The following is a 20,334-nucleotide window of genomic DNA, read 5'->3' as shown; positions in this document are numbered from 1 at the left end:
AAAAGGGGCGAGACTCGGTTCGTGTCGACGACGGCGGACTTCCAGCAGTTGCTGAGAAGCGCTGACCTGCGTGTGACCCGCCCCCGGGTGGCGGTGCTGCATGCAGTCAGCACACACCCGCACGCCGACACCGAAACGATCATCCGTGCCGTGCGCGACGAACTGCCCGACGTCTCGCATCAGGCCGTCTACGACTGCTTGCACGCATTGACCGCAGCCGCGCTCGTGCGTCGCATCCAACCGTCCGGTTCGGTCGCCCGGTACGAATCCCGTATCGGCGACAACCACCATCACGTCGTGTGCCGATCGTGTGGCGCAATCGCCGACGTGGACTGCGCGGCCGGGTCGGCCCCATGCCTGACCGCGTCAGACGACCACGGTTTCGAGATCGACGAAGCCGAGGTGATCTATTGGGGCACCTGCCCCGAATGTTCCGTTGTTCCAAGTAGGTAACCCCTTAACCCGCCAGCCCCGGAAAGGATTGTCATGGCCGACGCCGAAACCCATCCCCCGATCGGTGAAGCACAGACCGAACCCGCCGAGAGTGGTTGTCCCATGCGGATCAAGCCTCCCGTGGAGGGCGGCAGCAACCGCGATTGGTGGCCCAACGCGGTCAACCTGAAGATCCTGCAGAAGAACCCGCCCGCCATCGATCCGTCGGACGAGGGCTACGACTACCGCGAGGCCGTCAAGTCGCTCGATGTCGAGGCCTTCCAGCGTGATTTCGATGAACTGCTGACGAATTCGCAGGACTGGTGGCCGGCCGACTTCGGACACTACGGTCCGCTGTTCGTCCGGATGTCCTGGCATGCTGCCGGCACCTACCGCGTCGAGGACGGCCGCGGTGGCGGTGGACGCGGCATGCAGCGCTTCGCCCCGCTGAACAGCTGGCCCGACAACGTCAGCCTGGACAAGGCCCGCCGCCTGCTGTGGCCGCTGAAGAAGAAGTACGGCAAGCAGATCTCGTGGTCCGACCTGCTCGTCTACGCGGGCAACCGCGCGATGGAGCACATGGGCTTCAAGACCGCAGGCTTCGCCTTCGGCCGCCCGGATTACTGGGAGCCCGAGGAGGACATCTACTGGGGCGCCGAGGCTGAATGGCTGGGCTCACAGGACCGCTACGCCGGTGCGAACGGTGACCGGACCAAGCTGGAGAACCCGCTGGGCGCCAGCCACATGGGCCTGATCTACGTCAACCCTGAAGGCCCCGAAGGCAATCCGGATTACCTGGCCGCCGCCATCGACATCCGCGAGACCTTCGGCCGGATGGCGATGAACGACGTCGAGACCGCCGCGCTGATCGTCGGTGGCCACACCTTCGGCAAGACGCACGGCGCCACCGACATCGAGAACGGTGTCGAGCCCGAGGCCGCGCCGCTGGAGCAGATGGGCCTGGGCTGGGCCAACCCCGGCGTCGGCAACGACACCGTCAGCAGCGGCCTCGAGGTCACCTGGACCCACACTCCGACCAAGTGGGACAACAGCTTCCTGGAGATCCTCTACAGCAACGAGTGGGAGCTGACCAAGAGCCCGCAGGGCGCCAACCAGTGGAAGCCCAAGGACAACGGCTGGGCCAACTCGGTGCCGATGGCACAGGGCACCGGCAAGACCCACCCGTCGATGCTGACCACCGACCTGTCGATGCGCTTCGACCCGATCTACGGCGAGATCACCCGCCGCTGGCTGGATCACCCCGAGGAGCTGGCCGAGGAGTACGCCAAGGCCTGGTTCAAGCTGATCCACCGCGACATGGGTCCGGTGACCCGCTACCTCGGCCCGCTCGTGCCGAAGCAGACCTGGCTGTGGCAGGACATCATCCCGGCCGGTAAGCAGCTGTCCGACGCGGACGTCGCCACCCTCAAGGCGGCCATCGCTGACTCGGGTCTGAGCATCCAGCAGCTGATCAACACCGCGTGGAAGGCGGCGGCCTCGTACCGCTCCAGCGACATGCGTGGCGGCGCGAACGGTGGCCGGATCCGGCTGCAGCCGCAGCTGGGCTGGGAGGTCAACGAGCCCGACGAGCTAGCGCCGGTGATCGCCAAGCTCGAGGAGATCCAGGCTGCCTCGGACACGGGTGTGTCCTTCGCCGACCTGGTGGTCCTCGGCGCCGTCGTCGGCCTCGAAAAGGCGATCAAGGACGCCGGTTTCGACGTCGCGGTGCCGTTCACCTCGGGCCGGGGTGACGCCTCGCAGGAGCAGACGGACGTCGACTCGTTCGCCTACCTCGAGCCCAAGGGCGACGGCTTCCGCAACTTCGTGGCCAAGGGCGACAGCCTGCCGCCCGAGTACCGCCTGATCGACCGGGCCAACCTGCTCGGCCTGTCGGCTCCGGAGATGACCGTGCTGATCGGTGGCCTGCGCGTGCTGGGCGCCAACCACGGCGGCTCGGAGCTGGGTGTGTTGACCGACAAGTTGGGTCAGTTGACCAACGACTACTTCGTCAACCTCACCGACATGGGCACGAAGTGGGCGCCGGCTCCGGCCGACGACGGCACCTACGTCGGCACCGACCGCGCCAGCGGCTCGCCGAAGTGGACCGCCAGCCGGGTCGACCTGCTGTTCGGCTCGAACTCGCAGCTGCGGGCGCTGGCCGAGGTGTACGCCGAGGACGATTCCAAGGAGAAGTTCGTCAAGGACTTCGTCGCGGCGTGGACCAAGGTGATGAACAACGATCGGTTCGATCTGGAGGTCTAGTCGCCTGATCGATGACTGAACGCAACACCCCGCGGGCTGGAGCTCGCGGGGTGTTGTTGTCTCACTGAGGTTTTGCCCGCATCGCGCGATACGCCGCCTTGCCGAAGGTCTCGGCGACCAGCGCGGAGTCGTCGCTGTCGTCGAGCATCTTCCGCACCGCCGCCTCACAGATCGCCAGGAACACCTCGATCAGCAAGGGCAGCGTGACGTCGACATCGGCGACCTGCCACCGCTGCAGCAGTGGGCGCATCGCGGTGGCGAGCTGCCCGCGGATGCGCTCACGGCCGGCGACGATCGCCGCGGTCAGCACCGGATCGGGATCGGCGGCGAAGATGATGCGCCACGAGGCCGGGCGTTCCCGCACCGTGCTGTGCAGGGCGCGGAAACCGTCGACGAACAATTGCTCGATGGAGCCGGTGCGCTCTGGCGGCAACAGCTCCAGCAGGCTTGACAGCACCTCGTCGGTCTCCCGATCCAGCAGTGCGGCAAGCACTTCCCCGCGCCCGGGGTAGCAGGCGTAGACCACGGGCCGGGTGACACCCATCCGCTGCGCGATGGCGCCCATGGTCACGTTGGCCAGGCCCTGGTTCGCGGCGATGTCCAACGCGGTGTCGAGTACCTGAGGCCGGCGCCGGTCCGGGCCCAGGTGTTCGGCGCGGGCCCGGTTGGCAGTTGCGGCGTCGTTCACTTCGCTCCGCTCATGTCAGTGTGACGTTCGCGATGACCAGCACCGGCCACGCGACGATCTCGCCCAACAGAGAAAACAGCTTGTCCAGCCCGGTCAATCCAGCGATGTGATCACTGTGGGTCAGCGCCCAGATCATGCCGACCATCAAGTACGGTGCGCCCACCACGATCGCAAGGTAGACGAGTTGCCGGATGCTCAACCGGTAATCGAGCAGGTTCTTGATCACGAACCGATCCCACCGAGAATCGGCTGCGACTCGATGATGCCCTCGTCACTGGGCGCGAGCCCCTCGCCGAACACCCGGACCTGCTGGCGTTCACGCAGCGTGAAGTGCGCCTGACTGGGCGCGTCGTAGCCGAAGCGGCGCTGGGCCTCACGCGGTGTCGTCGTCACCGCGTTCTTGGGCGGGACCGACAACAGGACGCGCGCGCCGATGGGCAGGGTCGCCGGGGACAGCAAGCGAAGCAGAATCAGCTGCAGCCGCTTGCTCATGGCGATGAGGGTGAAGGAGGCGCTCAGCGGCGGCACCACCAACGCATCGAGCACCCGGGAAGTGCTGAGCCCGGCCATCTTTCGCATCCAACGCGGCATCGTCGCCAGGGTGCCGCGACGCAGGAACGCGGTGATGACCAAGGTGGCGGGCCGCAGCAGAAGCGGCATCTCGGGCAGCATCACCTCGGCCCCCAGCAGGTGGCGCATCGCTTGGCGGGCGATGTCGGAGCCGATCAGCTGAGGACGCATCTGCTCGAAGTATTCGCGAATGCCTTCGCGGGTCAAGGGAACGTCGGACGGGTCGCAGGTCTGCAGCTCGGCGGCGATCGCGCATTCCCGCCAGTACTGCAACTCCTCTTCGGGCGACAGCCGGCCGGGCCCGTATTTCTCGTAGGCCACCAGGATGGAATGCCACGCGGTCAGGTGGATCCACAGCTGCGAAGCGGGATCGTTGGCGTCGTAGGTCTTTCCGGTGACCGGGTCGGTGCCGATGGCCTTGGAGTGGATCTTGACCAGGACATCGGCGGCCTTGGCGGTGGAGCGGCTGTCATCGAACGCCACCATCGCGAAGTACCGCAGCGTCCGGTCGTACCGGGTGCGCGGGCGTGAGTAGATCTCGTGGGTCTTGTCGACCGCTGCGACCAGCGCCGGGTCGAGTTCTTCGATGACGACGGCACGTTGGAAGCCGATCGACAACGAGGTGGGATAGCTCCACACCTTCCAGGTCACCGAATCGGGCCCGAAGAACCCGTAGTCCTCGCCCGGTTCCGTCGCGGGCAACGTCAACCAGTCGCGAATCGTCATGGTCTCCCCCATTTCCTACACGGTGTAGAAAAAAGCTACGTCGTGTAGGAAGTGCGGTCAAGACCCGATTTCGGCGGACGCCGAACCGGACACGGGCCTCAGATCGCAGTGATGGCTTTGAGCTCCGCGAATGCCGCGTCGATGAGATCGGCCAAGTCGGCTCCATCGGACGCCGAGATCCATTGCCCGAAAGCCACTTTGAATACCGCGATGCCGGCCTGTGCGGCCAGGCCGGCCGCGGGCTCCGCAACGCCGCGGCTGCGCAGCACCTCGGCTGTGGCGGTCGCGAGCCCGGCAAGCTTGGCCAACTCACGCTCCTGCAAACCTGGATTGGCGTCGATCACCGCCTGCCGCCGGCGGGCGTGGTCCCGCCGTTCGGCGAAGATCGCCGTGACCGCCCCCAGCCCCGCCCTGACCATCTCCAGTGCAGACGACTCCGGCGCGTCGGCGATCGCAGCCACGAGGGTGTCCCGCAACAGGTGTTCACCCCAGAACAAGACTTCGCGCTTGTCGGCGAAGTGGCGGAAGTAGGTGCGCTCGGTGAGCCCGGCTCGCGCCGCGATCTCGGCGACGGCGGTCCGCTCGAAGCCCTGCTCCCCGAAGAGGTCGAGCGCGGCCTCTTCCAGCCGGCCGCGGGCATTGGGTTCCCATCGCGCCATCCCGGGATTCTATGTGATGACAGTTGCTGACATCGCGCGTATCGTCGTCGATGACAGCAACTGACATCACTCTGGAGGTTCCCATGCGGATATTCGTCACCGGCGCATCCGGCTTCATCGGCTCGGCCGTCGTACCCGAACTCCTCGCGGCCGGCCACGAGGTTCTCGGCCTGGCCAGATCCGACGCATCGGCGGCGGCGCTGAGAGCCGCCGGCGCCGACGTGCACCGCGGCGACCTCGATGATCCGGACAGCCTCCGGTCCGGCGCACAAGTCACTGACGGGGTCATCCACCTGGCCTTCGTGCACGACTTCAACGACTTCGCCGCCGCGAGCGATACCGACCGCCGCGCGATCGAGGCCCTCGGCCAGACACTCGCCGGGTCAGGCCGCCCACTGGTCGTGGCGTCGGGCACCACTGGCATCCGGCTGGGAGAAGTCTCGACCGAGGACGACGCGGTGACACCCGGCTCGCCGCGCGTCTCCGAGACGACGGCCTTGGCTTTCGCCGACCGCGGCGTGCGCTCATCCGTCGTGCGGTTGCCACCCTCGGTACACGGGCCCGGCGACCACGGATTCGTCCCGCGGCTCATCGAGATCGCCCGGGAAAAGGGCGAATCGGGCTACCCCGGAGACGGCGCCAACCGCTGGCCGGCCGTGCACCGGCTCGACGCCGCGCGACTGATCCGACTGGCCGTCGAATCCGCGCCCGCCGGCTCGCGACTGCACGCGGTCGCCGAGGAGGGCACGCCGGTCCGCGACATCGCCGGCATCATCGGCAAGCAGTTGCAGCTGCCCGTCACCGGCGTCGCCGCAGAAGCCGTCATGGAGCATTTCGGATGGCTCGGAGCATTCTTCTCGCTCGACGCTCCGGCGTCGAGCGCGCGTACCAGAGAACAGTTCGACTGGAAGCCGACCCAGATCGGACTGCTCGACGACCTCGCGCTCGGCCACTACTTCTGAGCACCTAGGGCCTGGCCTGGACGTTCGGCGTCGAGGGAGGGGGCGCACGGTACCCTCGTCACGATGTCCCCCGAGGCTTGGAGCTGCGCTAGATGGTGTTCGACGCCGTAGGTAACCCCCAGACGATTCTGCTGCTCGGCGGCACTTCAGAGATCGGACTGGCGATCTGTGAGCGCTATCTGCGCGACGCGTCGGCCCGCATCGTGCTGGCCGCCCTGCCCGGCGATCCGGGCCGCGACGACGCGGTGGCCCAGCTGCGCAAGGCCGGTGCCAGTTCGGTGGAGGTCATCGACTTCGACGCCGTCGACACGGCGAGCCACCCCGACGTGATCGACAAGGCGTTCGCCTCCGGCGACGTGGACGTCGCGATCGTCGCGTTCGGTCTGCTCGGCGATGCCGAAGAACTGTGGCAGAACCAGCGCAAAGCCGTGCAGATCGCCGAAATCAACTACACCGCAGCGGTTTCCGTCGGTGTGCTGGTCGGCGAGAAGATGCGGGCGCAAGGCTACGGCCAGATCATCGCGATGAGCTCGGCCGCGGGCGAGCGGGTGCGCCGGTCCAACTTCGTCTACGGCTCCACCAAGGCCGGGCTCGACGGGTTCTACCTCGGGCTCGGCGAGGCCCTGCGCGAATTCGGCGTGAAGGTGCTGGTGATCCGGCCCGGACAGGTACGCACCCGGATGAGCGCGCACGTCAAGGAAGCCCCGCTGACCGTCGACAAGGAATACGTCGCCGAACTGGCCGTCACGGCATCGGCCAAAGGCAAGGAGCTGGTCTGGGCGCCGGGTGCGTTCCGCTACGTGATGATGGTTCTGCGGCACATCCCGCGGCCCATCTTCCGCAAGCTTCCTATCTGATGCAGACGCGTCCGGCCAGGGTCATCGGACACATGGTGATCGCCGTGATGCTCGCCTCGGCGGTCGCCGGGGTGTCGATCGCCGCGATCGCCCAGGTCCAATGGCCGGCCTACAACACCTCCAACCAGCTGCACGCGCTCACCACGGTGGGCCAGGTCGGCGCCCTGGCGGGCATCTTCGCCGCGGGCCTGATCTGGCGCCGGGGCCGGCGCACGCTGGCCCGGCTGGCCGCACTGATCTTCCTGTCGGCGTTCTCGGTGGTCACCCTGGCGATGCCGTTGGGCGCCACCAAGCTGTACCTGTTCGGGGTGTCGGTCGACCAGCAGTTCCGCACCGAATACCTGACCCGGCTGGCTGATGCCCCCGGCCTGCACGACATGACCTACTTCGGGCTGCCGCCGTACTACCCGGCCGGCTGGTTCTGGATGGGCGGGCGGATCGCCGCCGCCACCGGCACCCCGGCCTGGGAAATGTTCAAGCCCTGGTCGATCGTCTCGATCACCATCGCCGTGGCACTCGCATTCGTGTTGTGGGCGACCATGATTCGCTTCGAGTACGCGCTGATCGTCACGACCGCGAGCACTGCGGCCATGCTGGCCTACTCCTCCACCGAGCCCTACGCCGCGATCATCACCGTGCTGCTGCCGCCGGTGTTCGTGCTGGCCTGGTCGGGCCTGAGAGGCAAAACGCGCAACGGCGGCTGGGCCGCCGTCATCGGCGTCGGCATCTTCCTCGGCTTCGCCGCCCTCTTCTACACCCTGCTGCTCGCCTACTGCGCGTTCACGCTGGCGCTGATGGCGCTGGTGCTGGCCGTTTCCCGCCGCAGCATCGACCCGCTGCTGCGCCTGGCCGTCATCGCCGTCATCTCCGGCGCCCTCGCCCTGATCACCTGGGGCCCCTACCTGCTGGCGGCGTTGCGCGGAACACCGGCCGAGAAGGGCACCGCCCAGCACTACCTGCCCGACGCAGGCGCCCAGCTGACCTTCCCGATGCTGAGCTTCACGCTGCTCGGCGCGCTGTGCATGCTCGGCACCCTGTGGCTGGTGGTCCGGGCCCGCACCTCCACCCGGGCCGGGGCGCTGGCCATCGCGGTGCTCGCCGTCTACGCCTGGTCGCTGCTGTCGATGCTGACCACACTGGCCGGCACCACGCTGCTGTCCTTCCGGCTGCAACCCACCCTCACCGTGCTGCTCACCACCGCAGGCGCGTTCGGGTTCATCGAGGCGACGCAGGCGATCGCCCGGCGCTATCAGCCCGAGACCCGGCGGCGCGTGATCGCGGCGGCCGCGGCCGTCGGGTCCATCGGCGCCGTGACGTTCAGCCAGGACATCCCCGACGTGCTGCGCCCCGACATCAACGTGGCCTACACCGACACCGACGGCACCGGGCAGCGCGCCGACCGGCGGCCACCGGGCGCCGAACGCTACTACCGCGAGATCGACGCCAAGATCGCCGCGGTCACCGGGGTGCCCCGCAACCAGACCGTGGTGTTGACCGCCGACTACAGCTTCCTGTCGTTCTATCCCTATTACGGCTTCCAGGGACTCACGTCGCACTACGCCAACCCGCTGGCCGAGTTCGACAAACGCGCCAAGGCCATCGAAGGCTGGGCCACCATGAGCAAGCCCGACGAGTTCGTGAAGGCGCTTGACGAAATGCCCTGGAAAGCGCCGACGGTGTTCCTGATGCGTCACGGCGCGAACGACACCTACACGCTGCGCCTGGCCTCCGACGTCTACCCCAACCAGCCGAACGTGCGCCGCTACCACGTGGCGCTCGACGCGGCGCTGTTCAAAGATCCACGTTTCGAGGTGACCGACATCGGACCGTTCGTCCTGGCGATCAGAAAGCCAACTCCCGATGGCCATTAATTCCGGCGCTGATACGCCGATAACATCAGAGCCCGTGACGGGACCGCAGGGGACCGCCGGCAGCAATCACCGGACGGTGCGGCTCATCGCGATCGTCGCCGGTCTGCTCGGCGTGCTGATGGCGGTGGCGACACCGCTGCTACCGGTCAAGCAGACCACTGCCCAGCTGAACTGGCCGCAGGACGGCACCTGGCAGAGCATCAACGCCCCGCTGATCGGGTACGTCGCGACCGACCTGACCATCAGCGTGCCGTGCCAGGCGGCCGCCGGGCTGGCCGGGCCGGAGAACCGGGGCCGCACGGTCCTGCTGTCCACGGTTCCGAAGCAGGCACCCAAAGCCGTCGACCGCGGCCTGCTGATCGAACGGGTCAACGACGACCTACTGGTCATCGTGCGCAACACTCCGGTGGTCAGCGCACCGCTGGACGCGGTGCTCAGCCCCGCGTGCCAGACCCTCACGTTCACCGCGCACGCGGACAAGGTGACCGGCGAATTCGTCGGGCTCACCCAACGTGACGCCAGTGCCACCGCCGACCACCCCGACGCGCCCCTGCGCGGCGAACGCGGCGGCTACGACTTCCGGCCGCAGATCGTCGGCGTCTTCACCGATCTGTCCGGGCCCGCACCCGAGGGCCTGAAGTTCTCGGCCACCATCGACTCCCGCTACAGCAGCGCCCCGACGCTGCTCAAGATGCTGGCGATGATCATCGGCGTCGCGATGACCGTGATCGCGTTGGGCGCCCTGCACCGCCTCGACACCGCCGACGGTGTCCGGCACCGGCGCTTCCTGCCACCTCGCTGGTGGTCGATGACACCGCTGGACGGGCTGGTCACCGCGGTGCTGGTGTGGTGGCACTTCGTCGGCGCCAACACCTCCGACGACGGCTACATCCTGACCATGGCCCGGGTGTCCGAGCATGCCGGCTACATGGCCAACTACTACCGCTGGTTCGGCACCCCCGAAGCGCCGTTCGGTTGGTACTACGACCTGCTGGCGCTGTGGGCCCACGTCTCCACCAACAGCGTCTGGATGCGCCTACCCACCCTGCTGATGGCACTGGCCTGCTGGTGGGTGATCAGCCGTGAAGTGCTGCCGCGACTCGGTCGCGCCGTCAAGACCAACCGCGCCGCGGCCTGGACCGCGGCCGGCATGTTCCTGGCGTTCTGGCTGCCGCTCAACAACGGCCTGCGCCCCGAACCGATCATCGCCCTCGGCATCCTGCTGACCTGGTGTTCGGTGGAACGCGGGGTGGCCACCAACCGGATGCTGCCGGTGGCCGTCGCGATCATCATCGGCGCGCTGACCTTGTTCTCCGGCCCCACCGGCATCGCCGCCATCGGCGCCCTGCTGGTGGCCGTGGGACCGCTGAAAACCATTGTCGCCCGGCATACTTCACGCTTCGGGCATCTGCCGCTGCTGGCCCCGATCCTGGCCGCCTGCACCGTGACGATCATCCTGATCTTCCGCGACCAGACCCTGGCCGGTGAGCTGCAGGCCAGCACCTTCAAATCCGCCGTCGGCCCCAGCCTGGCCTGGTTCGACGAGCACATCCGCTACTCGCGGCTGTTCACCAGCAGCCCCGATGGTTCGGTGGCGCGCCGCTTCGCGGTGCTGACCCTGCTGGTGGCGCTGGCGGTCTCGGTGGCGATGACGCTGCGCAAGGGCCGCATCCCCGGCACCGCCGCCGGTCCGAGCCGGCGCATCATCGGCATCACGATCATCTCGTTCCTGGCGATGATGTTCACCCCGACCAAGTGGACCCACCACTTCGGCGTGTTCGCCGGGCTGGCCGGATCCCTTGGCGCCCTGGCCGCCGTCGCGGTGACCGCCGCGGCGATGAAGTCCCGGCGCAACCGCTCGATGTTCGCCGCGCTGGTGCTGTTCGTCATGGCGCTGTCGTTCGCGACGGTCAACGGCTGGTGGTACGTCTCCAACTTCGGTGTGCCGTGGTCGAACTCGTTCCCCGAGTGGCACTTCGGGTTCACCACCATGCTGCTCGGCCTGTCGGTGCTGGCCCTGCTGCTGGCAGCCTGGTTCCACTTCACCGACCGCGACCGGTCCCCGGACGGGCCGCCGCGCCGCTGGCAGCGGATCGCGCAGTCGCCGCTGGCGATCGCCGCGTGGCTGCTCGTGACGTTCGAGGTGGTCTCGCTGACCCTGGCGATGACGGCCCAGTACCCGGCCTGGTCGGTCGGACGCTCCAACCTCGAAGCGCTGACCGGCAAGACCTGCGGGCTGGCCAACGACGTGATGGTCGAAGAGAACGCGAACGCCGGCATCCTGTCGCCGATCAGCGAACCCCCCGGGCAGGCGCTCGGCGCCGTCACCTCGCAGGGATTCGGCCCCAACGGCATCCCCTCGGACGTCTCCGCCGACCCGGTGATGGAACAGCCCGGTGCGGGCAACTTCGCCGACACCGACTCCGGCACCGTGACCGGCAGCGAAGTGGGTACCGAAGGCGGCACCACCGCCGCCGCCGGCATCAACGGCTCCCGGGCTCGGCTGCCCTACGGCCTCGACCCGGCCACCACCCCGGTGCTCGGCAGCTGGCGGGCCGGTACCCAGCAGCCGGCCACCATGCGCTCGGCCTGGTACCGGCTGCCCGACCGCGACAAGGCCGGCCCGTTGCTGGTCGTCTCCGCCGCGGGCCGCTTCGATCCGGGCGAGGTTGTGGTGCAGTGGGCCACCGACGCGCAGGCCGCGGCGAACAAGCCCGGCGGCGGCGTCGGATTCGCCGACGTGGGCGCCGCCCCGGCCTGGCGCAACCTGCGGGCCCCGATGGCCGCCATCCCACGCGAGGCCACCCAGATCCGCTTGGTCGCCTCCGACGACGACCTGGCGCCGCAGCACTGGATCGCGGTGACCCCGCCGCGCATCCCGCAACTGCGCACCCTGCAGGACGTGGTCGGATCACAGGACCCGGTGCTGCTGGACTGGCTCGTGGGGCTGGCGTTCCCGTGCCAGCGACCGTTCGCCCACCAGTACGGCGTCACCGAGGTACCGAAGTGGCGGATCCTGCCGGACCGCTTCGGCGCCGAGGCCAACTCGCCGGTGATGGACTACCTCGGCGGTGGCCCGCTGGGCATCTCCGAACTGCTGCTGCGGCCGTCGAGCGTGCCCACGTACCTGAAGGACGACTGGTTCCGGGATTGGGGCTCGCTGCAACGGCTCACCCCGTGGTATCCCGACGCCACCCCGGCCCGTCTGGACCTGGGCACCGCGATCCGCGGCGGACTGTGGAGCCCGGCCCCACTACGACACAGCTAGGACACAGCTCCTGAGCACGCGGCAGGGCGGACCGGGCCTCACATACGGGTCGCATAACATCGAGCCTCGTGCCTTCCGATGAGCCAACCGACCGTGTTGTGGGCATCGCACGCCTGATCGCCATCGTCGCGGGCATCGCGGGTGTGGTGTTGTGCGCGCTGGTGCCGCTGCTGCCCGTCAAACAGACCACTGCGGCCATCCTGTGGCCGCAGGGAACCGATGCCGCGGGAAACGTCACCGCGGTGACGGCCCCGCTGGTCTCGGGCGCCCCGCAGTCCCTCGACGTGTCCATCCCGTGCTCGGCGATCGCGACGCTGCCCGCCGATGGTGGCCTGGTGTTCTCGACGATCCCCTCGGGCGGCATCGACGCCAGCCGCAACGGGCTGTTCGTGCGCGCCAATCCCCAAACCGTGGTGGTCGCGTTCCGGGATTCGGTGGCAGCCGTCGCCCCCCGAGCGGCGATCAACGCCGGAGCCTGCAGCGCGCTGCACCTGTGGGCGAACCTCGGCGGCGTGGGCGCCGACTTCGTCGGCATCCCGGGTGCCGCCGGGACCGCGGCCGTGGAGAAGAAGCCTCAGGTCGCCGGCCTGTTCACCGATCTGAAGATGGCGCCCCAGCCCGGGCTGAGCGCCCGCGTCGACATCGACACCCGGTTCATCACCTCACCGACGGCACTCAAGCTGCTGGTGATGGCGCTCGGTGTGGTGTGCGTGGTGGCCTCGATCATCGCGCTGGCCGTACTGGACCGGCGCGGGGGTCATCGCGCGGGCGGCGCGTGGAAGCGCTTCGTCAAAGTTCCGGTGGCGACCTGGATAGCCGACATCGGCGTCATCGGCGGTCTGTTGCTGTGGCACATCATCGGTGCCATCTCGTCGGATGACGGTTACAACCTCACCATCGCGCGGGTGTCGGCCGACGCCGGGTACACCGCCAATTACTTCCGCTACTTCGGCGCCACCGAAGCCCCGTTCGACTGGTATCAGTCGGTGCTGGCCCACTTCGCCGCGATCAGCACGGCCGGCGTCTGGATGCGGGTGCCCGCCACCCTGGCCGGCATCGGCACCTGGCTGCTGCTCAGCCGCTGGGTGATTCCGCGGCTCGGCCGCCGCGTCGCGCTCAACCGCGTCACCATGTGGACCGCCGGCGCCGTGTTCCTGGCCGCCTGGTTCCCGTTCAACAACGGCCTGCGCCCCGAACCGCTGATCGCATTCGGCGTGCTCGCGGTGTGGGCGCTCGTCGAGACGACCATCGGAACACACCGATTGTGGCCCACCGCCCTGGCGATCATCGTCGCCGCCTTCAGCGTCACCCTGGCGCCACAGGGCATCATCGCCGCCGCACCGCTGCTGGTCGGGGCCCGCAGCGTGGTCGCCATCATCCGCAGCCGCCGCATCGCCCTGCCGGCGCTCGCGGCGCTGGCGGGCTCGGCCGCCTTGATCTTCGTCGTCATCTTCCGCGACCAGACCCTGGCGACCGTCGCCGAGTCGGCCCGGATCAAGTACACCGTCGGCCCGACCATCTCCTGGTACCAGGAATTCCTGCGCTACTACTTCCTGACCGTGGAAGATTCGGTGGACTCTTCACTCACCCGACGGTTCGCGGTGCTGGCCATGATGCTGTGCCTGTTCGGCATGATCACCCTGCTGCTGCGCAAAGGCCACGTGCCCGGGATCGCCAGCGGCCCGGTCTGGAGACTGCTCGGTACCACCGCGATCGGCCTGCTGCTGCTGCACTTCACCCCGACCAAGTGGGCTGTGCAGTTCGGCGCGTTCGCCGGGCTGGCCGCTGCCCTCGGCGCGGTGACGGCGTTCGCCTTCGCCCTCGTGGGCCTGCACAGCCGACGCAACCTCGCGCTCTACGTCACCGCCCTGCTGTTCGTGCTCGCCTGGGCCACGTCCGGCATCAACGGCTGGTTCTACGTCGGCAACTACGGCGTGCCGTGGTTCGACCGCCAGCCGGTGATCGCCGGCTATCCGGTGACCACCATGTTCCTGGCCCTGGCGATCATCTCCGCCGTGCTGGCCGGCTGGCTGCACTTCCGCATCGACTACGCCGGGCACACCGAGGTGGCCAACACCCGACGCAACCGCGTGCTCGCCTCCACCCCGCTGCTGGTGGTCGCCGTCATCATGGTGGTGCTGGAGGTCGGGTCGATGACCAAGGGCTTCGTCCAGCGCTACCCCGTCTACACCACCGCCAAGGCCAACCTCTCGGCGCTCACCTCGGGCCTGTCCTCGGACAGTTGCGCCATGGCCGACGACGTCCTGGTCGAGGCCGACACCAACGCGGGCATGCTGCAACCCGTTCCGGGCCAGACCTGGGGCGAGTACGGCCCGCTCGGCGGTCAGAACCCAGTCGGGTTCACCCCCAACGGAATCAGCGACACCCTCGAACCGCCGAAGCCCGTCGTCGCCAACCCCGGCACGGTCAACTCCGACGGCTCGCCCAACAAGCCCAATGTCGGCATCGCCTACGCGGCCGGCACCGGCGGCGGCTACGGACCCGTCGGCGTCAACGGGTCGCGAGTGTTCCTGCCGTTCGGGCTGGACCCCACGCGCACCCCGGTGATGGGCAGCTACAACGAGCCCAGCTCAAAAGAGCCACGGGTCGCAGCCAAAGCCACCTCCGCCTGGTACCAACTGCCGCCGCGCACCGCCGACCGGCCGCTGGTGACCGTCGCCGCCGCCGGCGCCATCTGGTACTACGACGAAGAACACGAGTTCCACTACGGCCAGTCGCTGAAACTGCAGTGGGGGGTACACCGTCCCGACGGCAGCTTCCAGGCGCTCGACGCCGTGCAACCGATCGACGTGTTCGCCCAATACGCCTGGCGCAACCTGCGTTTCCCGCTGGCCTGGGCGCCGCCGGAGGCCAACGTGGCCCGCATCGTCGCCGACGACCCGAACCTGTCGGACGACCAATGGTTCGGCTTCACCCCGCCGCGGGTGCCGACCCTGCAGACCGCGCAGCAATTCCTCGGCGCCCAGACCCCGGTGCTGATGGACATCGCGACTGCCGCGAATTTCCCCTGCCAGCGGCCGTTCTCCGAACGGCTCGGGGTGGCCGAGCTGCCGGAATACCGCATCCTTCCCAACGTCAAGCAAGTGGTGGTGTCGTCGAACATGTGGCAGTCCGCCCAAAAGGGTGGTCCCTTCCTCTTCATCCAGGCGCTGCTGCGCACGTCGACCATTCCGACGTATCTGCGGGACGACTGGTACCGGGACTGGGGCTCGATCGAGAAATACGACCCGGTGGTACCGGCCGGGCAGGCGCCTGTGGCCACGATTGATCAAGGAACCCAACGAGTGTTCGGCTTCAGCCGGCCCGGACCGATCCGAGCCCTGCCATGAGCGTGACCCTGCGCGAGCACAGCGCCGACAAGAACGTTCAGCTGACCCGCTGGGTCGCGATGATCGCCGGCCTGATCGGCTTCCTGTGCGCGGTGGCCACCCCGCTGCTGCCCGTGGTGCAGACCACCGCCACGCTCAACTGGCCGCAGGCCGGCCAGCTGAACAACGTCACCGCGCCGCTGATCAGCCAGACGCCCGTCACCATGTCGGTGACGGTGCCGTGTGACGTGATCCGGTCGATGCCGCCCGAGGGTGGCATGGTGCTGGGCACCGCCCCCAAGGAGGGCAGGCAGGCCTCACTGAACGCGTTGTTCGTCCACGTCAACGCCAAGAGCGTCGACGTCACCGACCGCAACGTGGTGATCGCCAGTGTGCCGCGCGAGAAGGCCGCAGGCTGCTCACGGATCGAGATCAGCTCGTCGGAGGCGGGCACCTTCGCCACCTTCGTCGGGCTGACCGACAAGGACGGCAAGGAGCTGCGCACCGGCTTCGCCGACCCGAACCTGCGCCCTCAGATCGTCGGCGTCTTCACCGAACTGAGCGGGCCCGCGCCGCAAGGACTTTCGCTCTCCGCCACGATCGACACCCGCTTCACCTCCAAACCGACAGCACTCAAACTGGTGGCGATCCTGCTCGGCATCGCCGCCACCGTGGTCGCGGTGCTGGCGCTGTGGCGGCTGGACCGGCTCGACGGCCGGCGCATGCACCACCTCATTCCGTCGCGCTGGCGCACGTTCAGCGCGGTGGACGTGGTGGTGGTCGGCGCCTTCCTGCTGTGGCACATCATCGGCGCGAACTCGTCCGACGACGGCTACCAGCTCCAGATGGCGCGGGTGGCCGACCACGCCGGCTACATGTCCAATTACTTCCGCTGGTTCGGCAGCCCTGAGGACCCCTTCGGTTGGTACTACAACCTGCTGGCCCTGATGACGCACATCAGCGACGCCAGTATCTGGATGCGGCTGCCCGACCTGCTGTGCGGCATCGTGTGCTGGCTGCTGCTGTCCCGTGAGGTGTTGCCCCGGCTCGGGCCCGCGGTCATCGCGTCGCGGCCCGCACTGTGGGCGGCCGGCATGGTGCTGCTGGCGGCCTGGATGCCGTTCAACAACGGCCTGCGCCCCGAAGGCCAGATCGCCACCGGCGCCCTGGTCACCTACGTGCTGATCGAGCGGGCCATCATCTCCGGACGGCTGACCCCGGCCGCCCTGGCGATCATCTCGGCGGCCTTCACCCTCGGCATCCAACCGACCGGCCTGATCGCCGTCGCCGCGCTGGTGGCCGGTGGCCGTCCGATCCTGCGCATCCTGGTGCGGCGCCGCCGCGTCCTCGGCGTGTGGCCGCTGGTGTTGCCACTGCTGGCGGCAGGCACAGTGATCCTGACCGTGGTGTTCGCCGACCAGACGTTGGCAACGGTGATGGAAGCCACCAGAATTCGCACCGCGATCGGTCCCGCCCAGGAGTGGTACACCGAGAACCTGCGCTACTACTATCTGATCCTGCCGACCGTCGACGGCTCGCTGTCGCGCCGCTTCGGCTTCATCATCACCGCGCTGAGCCTGTTCGCCTCGCTGTTCATCATGTTGCGGCGCAAGCGGGTTCCCGGCGTGGCCCGCGGGCCGGTATGGCGGTTGATGGGCATCATCTTCGCCACGATCTTCTTCCTGCAGTTCGCCCCCACCAAGTGGGTGCACCACTTCGGCCTGTTCGCCGCGGTGGGCGCGGCGATGGCCGCGGTGGTGACGGTGCTGGCCGGGCCTGCGGTGCTGCGCTCGGCACGCAACCGGATGGCCTTCACCGCTGCCGTGCTGTTCGTGCTCGCGCTGTGCTTCGCCAGCACCAACGGCTGGTGGTACGTGTCCAGCTACGGCGTGCCCTTCAACAACGACAAGCCCAACATCGGCGGAATCACGGTGAGCGCCATCTTCTTCGCGCTCTTCGCGATCACCGCACTGTGGGCCTCCTGGCTGCATCTGCGGCCATCGGCCGAAGGCCGGGCGGCGCGGGCACTGACCGCGGCTCCGGTACCGCTCGCGGCCGGGTTCATGGTGGTGGTCTTCGTCGGTTCGATGCTCTACGGCGTGGTGCGCCAGGACGGCACCTACTCCAACGCCTCGTCGAACCTGCGAGCGTTCGCCGGCGGCTGCGGTCTCGCCGACGACGTGCTCGTCGAACCCGACACCAACGACGGGTTCCTCACCCCGCTGCCGGGCGACTACGGCCCGCTGGGACCGCTCGGCGGCACCTCCCCCACCGGTTTCACCCCCAACGGGGTGCCGGACCACATTGTCGCCGAGGCGATTCGGATCACCGTGCCGATGCCTGGCATCGACGCCGACTGGAACGCCGCCGCCGAGCTGGACACCCCCGGGGTCAACGGATCGACCGTGCCACTGCCCTACGGGCTGGACCCCGACCGCGTTCCGCTGGCCGGCAGCTTCGCCGAAGGCCCGGCACAGCAGGTCAGCAAGCTGGCCTCGGCCTGGTACCAACTGCCGGCACCCGACGACGCCCACCCGCTGGTCGTCATCACGGCGGCCGGAACCATCACCGGCAACAGCATTTTCAACGGGCGCACCGAAGGCCAGACCGTCGAGCTGGAATATGGACGGACCGGGCCCGACGGTGCCCCGGTGCCTGCCGGCCGGGTGGTGCCCTACGACCTGGGGCCGAACCCGTCCTGGCGCAACCTCCGCTTCGACCGCAGTGAGATCCCGGCCGACGCCACCTATGTCCGGGTGATCGCGGACGACCTGTCACTGAGCCCCGGCGACTGGGTCGCGGTCACCCCTCCACGGGTGCCCGAGGTCAAGACCGTGCAGGAGTACGTCGGATCGCAGCAGCCGGTGCTGATGGACTGGGCGGTGGGCATGGCCTTCCCGTGCCAGCAGCCGATGCTGCACGCCAACGGGGTCACCGAGGTGCCCAAGTTCCGCATCACCCCGGACTACAACGCCAAGATGAAAGACACCGACACCTGGGAGGACGGCATCAACGGCGGCCTGCTGGGCATCAGTGACCTGTTGTTGCGCCAGCACGTGATGGCCACCTACCTGAACAAGGACTGGGGTCGAGACTGGGGCTCGCTGCGTAAGTTCGACACCATCGTCGACGCCGCTCCGGCGACGATCGAGCTCGGAACGGCGACCCATTCCGGGCTATACAAGCCGGGCCGTATCCGCATCAAGCCGTAGGGAGTTCCGCCGCCGGTTTCTGCCCCCGGGCTGCTGCGCCACGAAAATCGCAGCCCGGGTGCAGAAATCGGCGCTGCGGCTAGCGGTTGCGCAGCTGCGCGAGAGCGCGATTCGCCGCGTTGGCACCACACATTCCGTGCGCGCCCGGTCCCGGCGGCGTGGCGGCCGAGCAGATGTACATGCCCGGAATCCCGACGTCGTAAGGCGCCAGGGTGGGCCGTGGCCCGAACGCCAGTTGCCGAATGTCCTTGGCGCCGGTGCAGATATCGCCGCCGACGTAGTTCGGGTTGTACACCGACATCTCGGTGGTCGAACGCACCGCGGTGGCGACGATCCGGTCGGCGAACCCCGGCGCGAACCGCTCGAACTGGGCGATGATCGCGTCGGTGGCGTCACCGGAATAGCCGTGCGGCACATGGGCATACGCGTAGACCGGGTTGATCTCCCCGGCCGAGCGGCCCGGGTCGGCCAGGTACTGCTGACCCACCAGCACGAATGGCCGGCGCGGCATCCGTCCCGCCTGGATCTCCCGCTCGGTGGCCGCGATCTCGTCGAAATCACCGCCGAGGTGGACCGTCCCGGCCCGGCCGACCTCGGCAGTGGTCCACGGCACCGGACCGCGGATCGCGAAGTCGACCTTGAACGCGCCGGGGCCGTAACGGAATCGCCGGAACCCACGGGCCGTTCGGCGGGGCAGCCGGTCACCCAAGATGTCCGCCACGGCGGTCGGCGCGAGGTCGAACATCGTGATGTCGGCTTGGGGCAGCTGGGCTGCCGCGGTGATCGCCACACCCGTGCGCACCTTGCCGCCGAATTCGGTCAGCGCTGAGACCAACGCATCGGTGATCGCCTGCGATCCGCCTTCGGCGACGGCCCAACCGTGCCGGTGCCCGGCCGTGAGGATGCCCAACCCGATGGCCGAGGTCATCGGATAGTGCAACGGCCGGAAGGTATGGGCGGCAACGCCTCCGAACAACGCGCGGGCGGCCGGGGTTCGGAAGATCCGGGCCAGCACCGAGGCCGGCAGGACCGTGGGTGCCCCGAACCGGGCCAGCGTCAGCGGATGCGCGGGGACACGCAGCAGCGGGCCCATGATGTCGTCGGCGAGCGTGTCGAAACGGGCGGCAGGCCCGGCGAACAGGGCACGCCAGCGCGGCCCGTCGACGCCCAGCCCGGCCGCGGTCTGCTCCACGCTGCGATACAGCAGACCGGCGTCACCGCCGTCGAGCGGATGCGCACAGTCGACTTCCGGCCAGCGCCAGCGCAATCCGTGCCGTTCCAAGCCCAAGCCGGCGAGAAAGGCCGAACCCACCGCCATCGGATGGATCGCCGAGCAGTGGTCAACGACCACACCTCCGAGCGTGCCGGAGCGCACCCCACCGCCGACCTCGTCGGACGCCTCCAGCACGGTGACCTCGTGCCCAGCCCGGGCCAACACGATGGCCGCCGCCAACCCGTTGGGCCCACTGCCTACGACGACTGCGGTGCTCATAGCCGA

General features: G+C 68.5%; 13 protein-coding genes. 8 read left to right on the top strand and 5 right to left on the bottom strand.

Annotated features, from left to right (window positions below):
- The first annotated feature begins 21 nt into the window (after positions 1-21).
- Positions 22-453, top strand: a complete 432-nt coding sequence (locus tag K6L26_RS02980; RefSeq protein ID WP_019343635.1) for a Fur family transcriptional regulator — start codon at positions 22-24, stop codon at positions 451-453.
- Between the two features lie 33 nt (positions 454-486).
- The gene (gene katG / locus K6L26_RS02975; RefSeq protein WP_064900156.1) at positions 487-2,694 is read left to right on the top strand and encodes a catalase/peroxidase HPI; all 2,208 of its coding nucleotides are present in this window, start codon (positions 487-489) and stop codon (positions 2,692-2,694) included.
- A gap of 61 nt (positions 2,695-2,755) precedes the next feature.
- Here the strand turns inward: katG and K6L26_RS02970 are convergent, their stop codons facing one another.
- The 4 genes from K6L26_RS02970 to K6L26_RS02955 form a co-directional block, all read right to left on the bottom strand.
- A complete protein-coding gene (locus K6L26_RS02970) occupies positions 2,756-3,382 on the bottom strand; it encodes a TetR/AcrR family transcriptional regulator (RefSeq protein ID WP_221852596.1) in 627 nt (208 codons plus the stop codon).
- Between the two features lie 10 nt (positions 3,383-3,392).
- A complete protein-coding gene (locus K6L26_RS02965) occupies positions 3,393-3,608 on the bottom strand; it encodes a hypothetical protein (protein ID WP_019343632.1) in 216 nt (71 codons plus the stop codon).
- A complete protein-coding gene (locus K6L26_RS02960; RefSeq protein WP_065062279.1) occupies positions 3,605-4,690 on the bottom strand; it encodes an oxygenase MpaB family protein in 1,086 nt (361 codons plus the stop codon). The genes K6L26_RS02965 and K6L26_RS02960 overlap by 4 nt, the downstream gene beginning before the upstream one ends.
- An 86-nt stretch (positions 4,691-4,776) precedes the next feature.
- Positions 4,777-5,337, bottom strand: coding sequence for a TetR/AcrR family transcriptional regulator (locus tag K6L26_RS02955; RefSeq protein ID WP_221852594.1), 561 nt, complete (start codon positions 5,335-5,337; stop codon positions 4,777-4,779).
- 83 nt (positions 5,338-5,420) lie between these two features.
- On the opposite strand from K6L26_RS02955, the gene K6L26_RS02950 reads away from it, so the two are divergent.
- The 6 genes from K6L26_RS02950 (at position 5,421) to K6L26_RS02925 (ending at position 18,836) form a co-directional block, all read left to right on the top strand.
- Positions 5,421-6,299, top strand: coding sequence for an SDR family oxidoreductase (locus K6L26_RS02950; RefSeq protein WP_221853322.1), 879 nt, complete (start codon positions 5,421-5,423; stop codon positions 6,297-6,299).
- 92 nt (positions 6,300-6,391) lie between these two features.
- Positions 6,392-7,156 (top strand): decaprenylphospho-beta-D-erythro-pentofuranosid-2-ulose 2-reductase, encoded by a 765-nt coding sequence (locus K6L26_RS02945; RefSeq protein ID WP_019343628.1) that lies wholly within the window; start codon positions 6,392-6,394, stop codon positions 7,154-7,156.
- Complete coding sequence (locus K6L26_RS02940) at positions 7,156-9,027, top strand: galactan 5-O-arabinofuranosyltransferase (RefSeq protein WP_221852592.1); 1,872 nt, start codon at positions 7,156-7,158, stop codon at positions 9,025-9,027. The genes K6L26_RS02945 and K6L26_RS02940 overlap by 1 nt, the downstream gene beginning before the upstream one ends.
- 34 nt (positions 9,028-9,061) lie before the next feature.
- A complete protein-coding gene (locus K6L26_RS02935; RefSeq protein ID WP_064900167.1) occupies positions 9,062-12,295 on the top strand; it encodes an arabinosyltransferase domain-containing protein in 3,234 nt (1,077 codons plus the stop codon).
- Positions 12,296-12,363: 68 nt separating this feature from the next.
- Positions 12,364-15,645, top strand: a complete 3,282-nt coding sequence (locus tag K6L26_RS02930) for an arabinosyltransferase domain-containing protein (protein ID WP_245008674.1) — start codon at positions 12,364-12,366, stop codon at positions 15,643-15,645.
- Positions 15,642-18,836 carry an arabinosyltransferase domain-containing protein gene (locus K6L26_RS02925; RefSeq protein ID WP_221852591.1) on the top strand — a complete coding sequence of 1,065 codons (3,195 nt, stop codon included), beginning with the start codon at positions 15,642-15,644 and terminating at the stop codon, positions 18,834-18,836. The genes K6L26_RS02930 and K6L26_RS02925 overlap by 4 nt, the downstream gene beginning before the upstream one ends.
- A gap of 79 nt (positions 18,837-18,915) precedes the next feature.
- Here the strand turns inward: K6L26_RS02925 and K6L26_RS02920 are convergent, their stop codons facing one another.
- Positions 18,916-20,328 (bottom strand): phytoene desaturase family protein, encoded by a 1,413-nt coding sequence (locus K6L26_RS02920; protein WP_221852589.1) that lies wholly within the window; start codon positions 20,326-20,328, stop codon positions 18,916-18,918.
- Between the last annotated feature and the right edge of the window lie 6 nt (positions 20,329-20,334).

Origin of the sequence: Mycobacterium farcinogenes, assembly GCF_019739075.1 — a bacterium.
Classification (GTDB): Bacteria; Actinomycetota; Actinomycetes; order Mycobacteriales; family Mycobacteriaceae; genus Mycobacterium; species Mycobacterium senegalense.
The sequence above is the reverse complement of the archived record's forward strand: the minus strand, read 5'-3'. Positions and strand labels throughout refer to the sequence as shown.

Excerpts from the sequence above, each read along its gene's own strand:
- katG (WP_064900156.1), top strand. The coding sequence starts at position 487 with ATGGCCGACGCCGAAACCCATCCCCCGATCGGTGAAGCACAGACCGAA.
- K6L26_RS02960 (WP_065062279.1), bottom strand. The coding sequence starts at position 4,690 with ATGGGGGAGACCATGACGATTCGCGACTGGTTGACGTTGCCCGCGACG.
- K6L26_RS02955 (WP_221852594.1), bottom strand. The coding sequence starts at position 5,337 with ATGGCGCGATGGGAACCCAATGCCCGCGGCCGGCTGGAAGAGGCCGCG.
- K6L26_RS02950 (WP_221853322.1), top strand. The coding sequence starts at position 5,421 with ATGCGGATATTCGTCACCGGCGCATCCGGCTTCATCGGCTCGGCCGTC.
- K6L26_RS02945 (WP_019343628.1), top strand. The coding sequence starts at position 6,392 with ATGGTGTTCGACGCCGTAGGTAACCCCCAGACGATTCTGCTGCTCGGC.
- K6L26_RS02940 (WP_221852592.1), top strand. The coding sequence starts at position 7,156 with ATGCAGACGCGTCCGGCCAGGGTCATCGGACACATGGTGATCGCCGTG.
- K6L26_RS02925 (WP_221852591.1), top strand. The coding sequence starts at position 15,642 with ATGAGCGTGACCCTGCGCGAGCACAGCGCCGACAAGAACGTTCAGCTG.
- K6L26_RS02920 (WP_221852589.1), bottom strand. The coding sequence starts at position 20,328 with ATGAGCACCGCAGTCGTCGTAGGCAGTGGGCCCAACGGGTTGGCGGCG.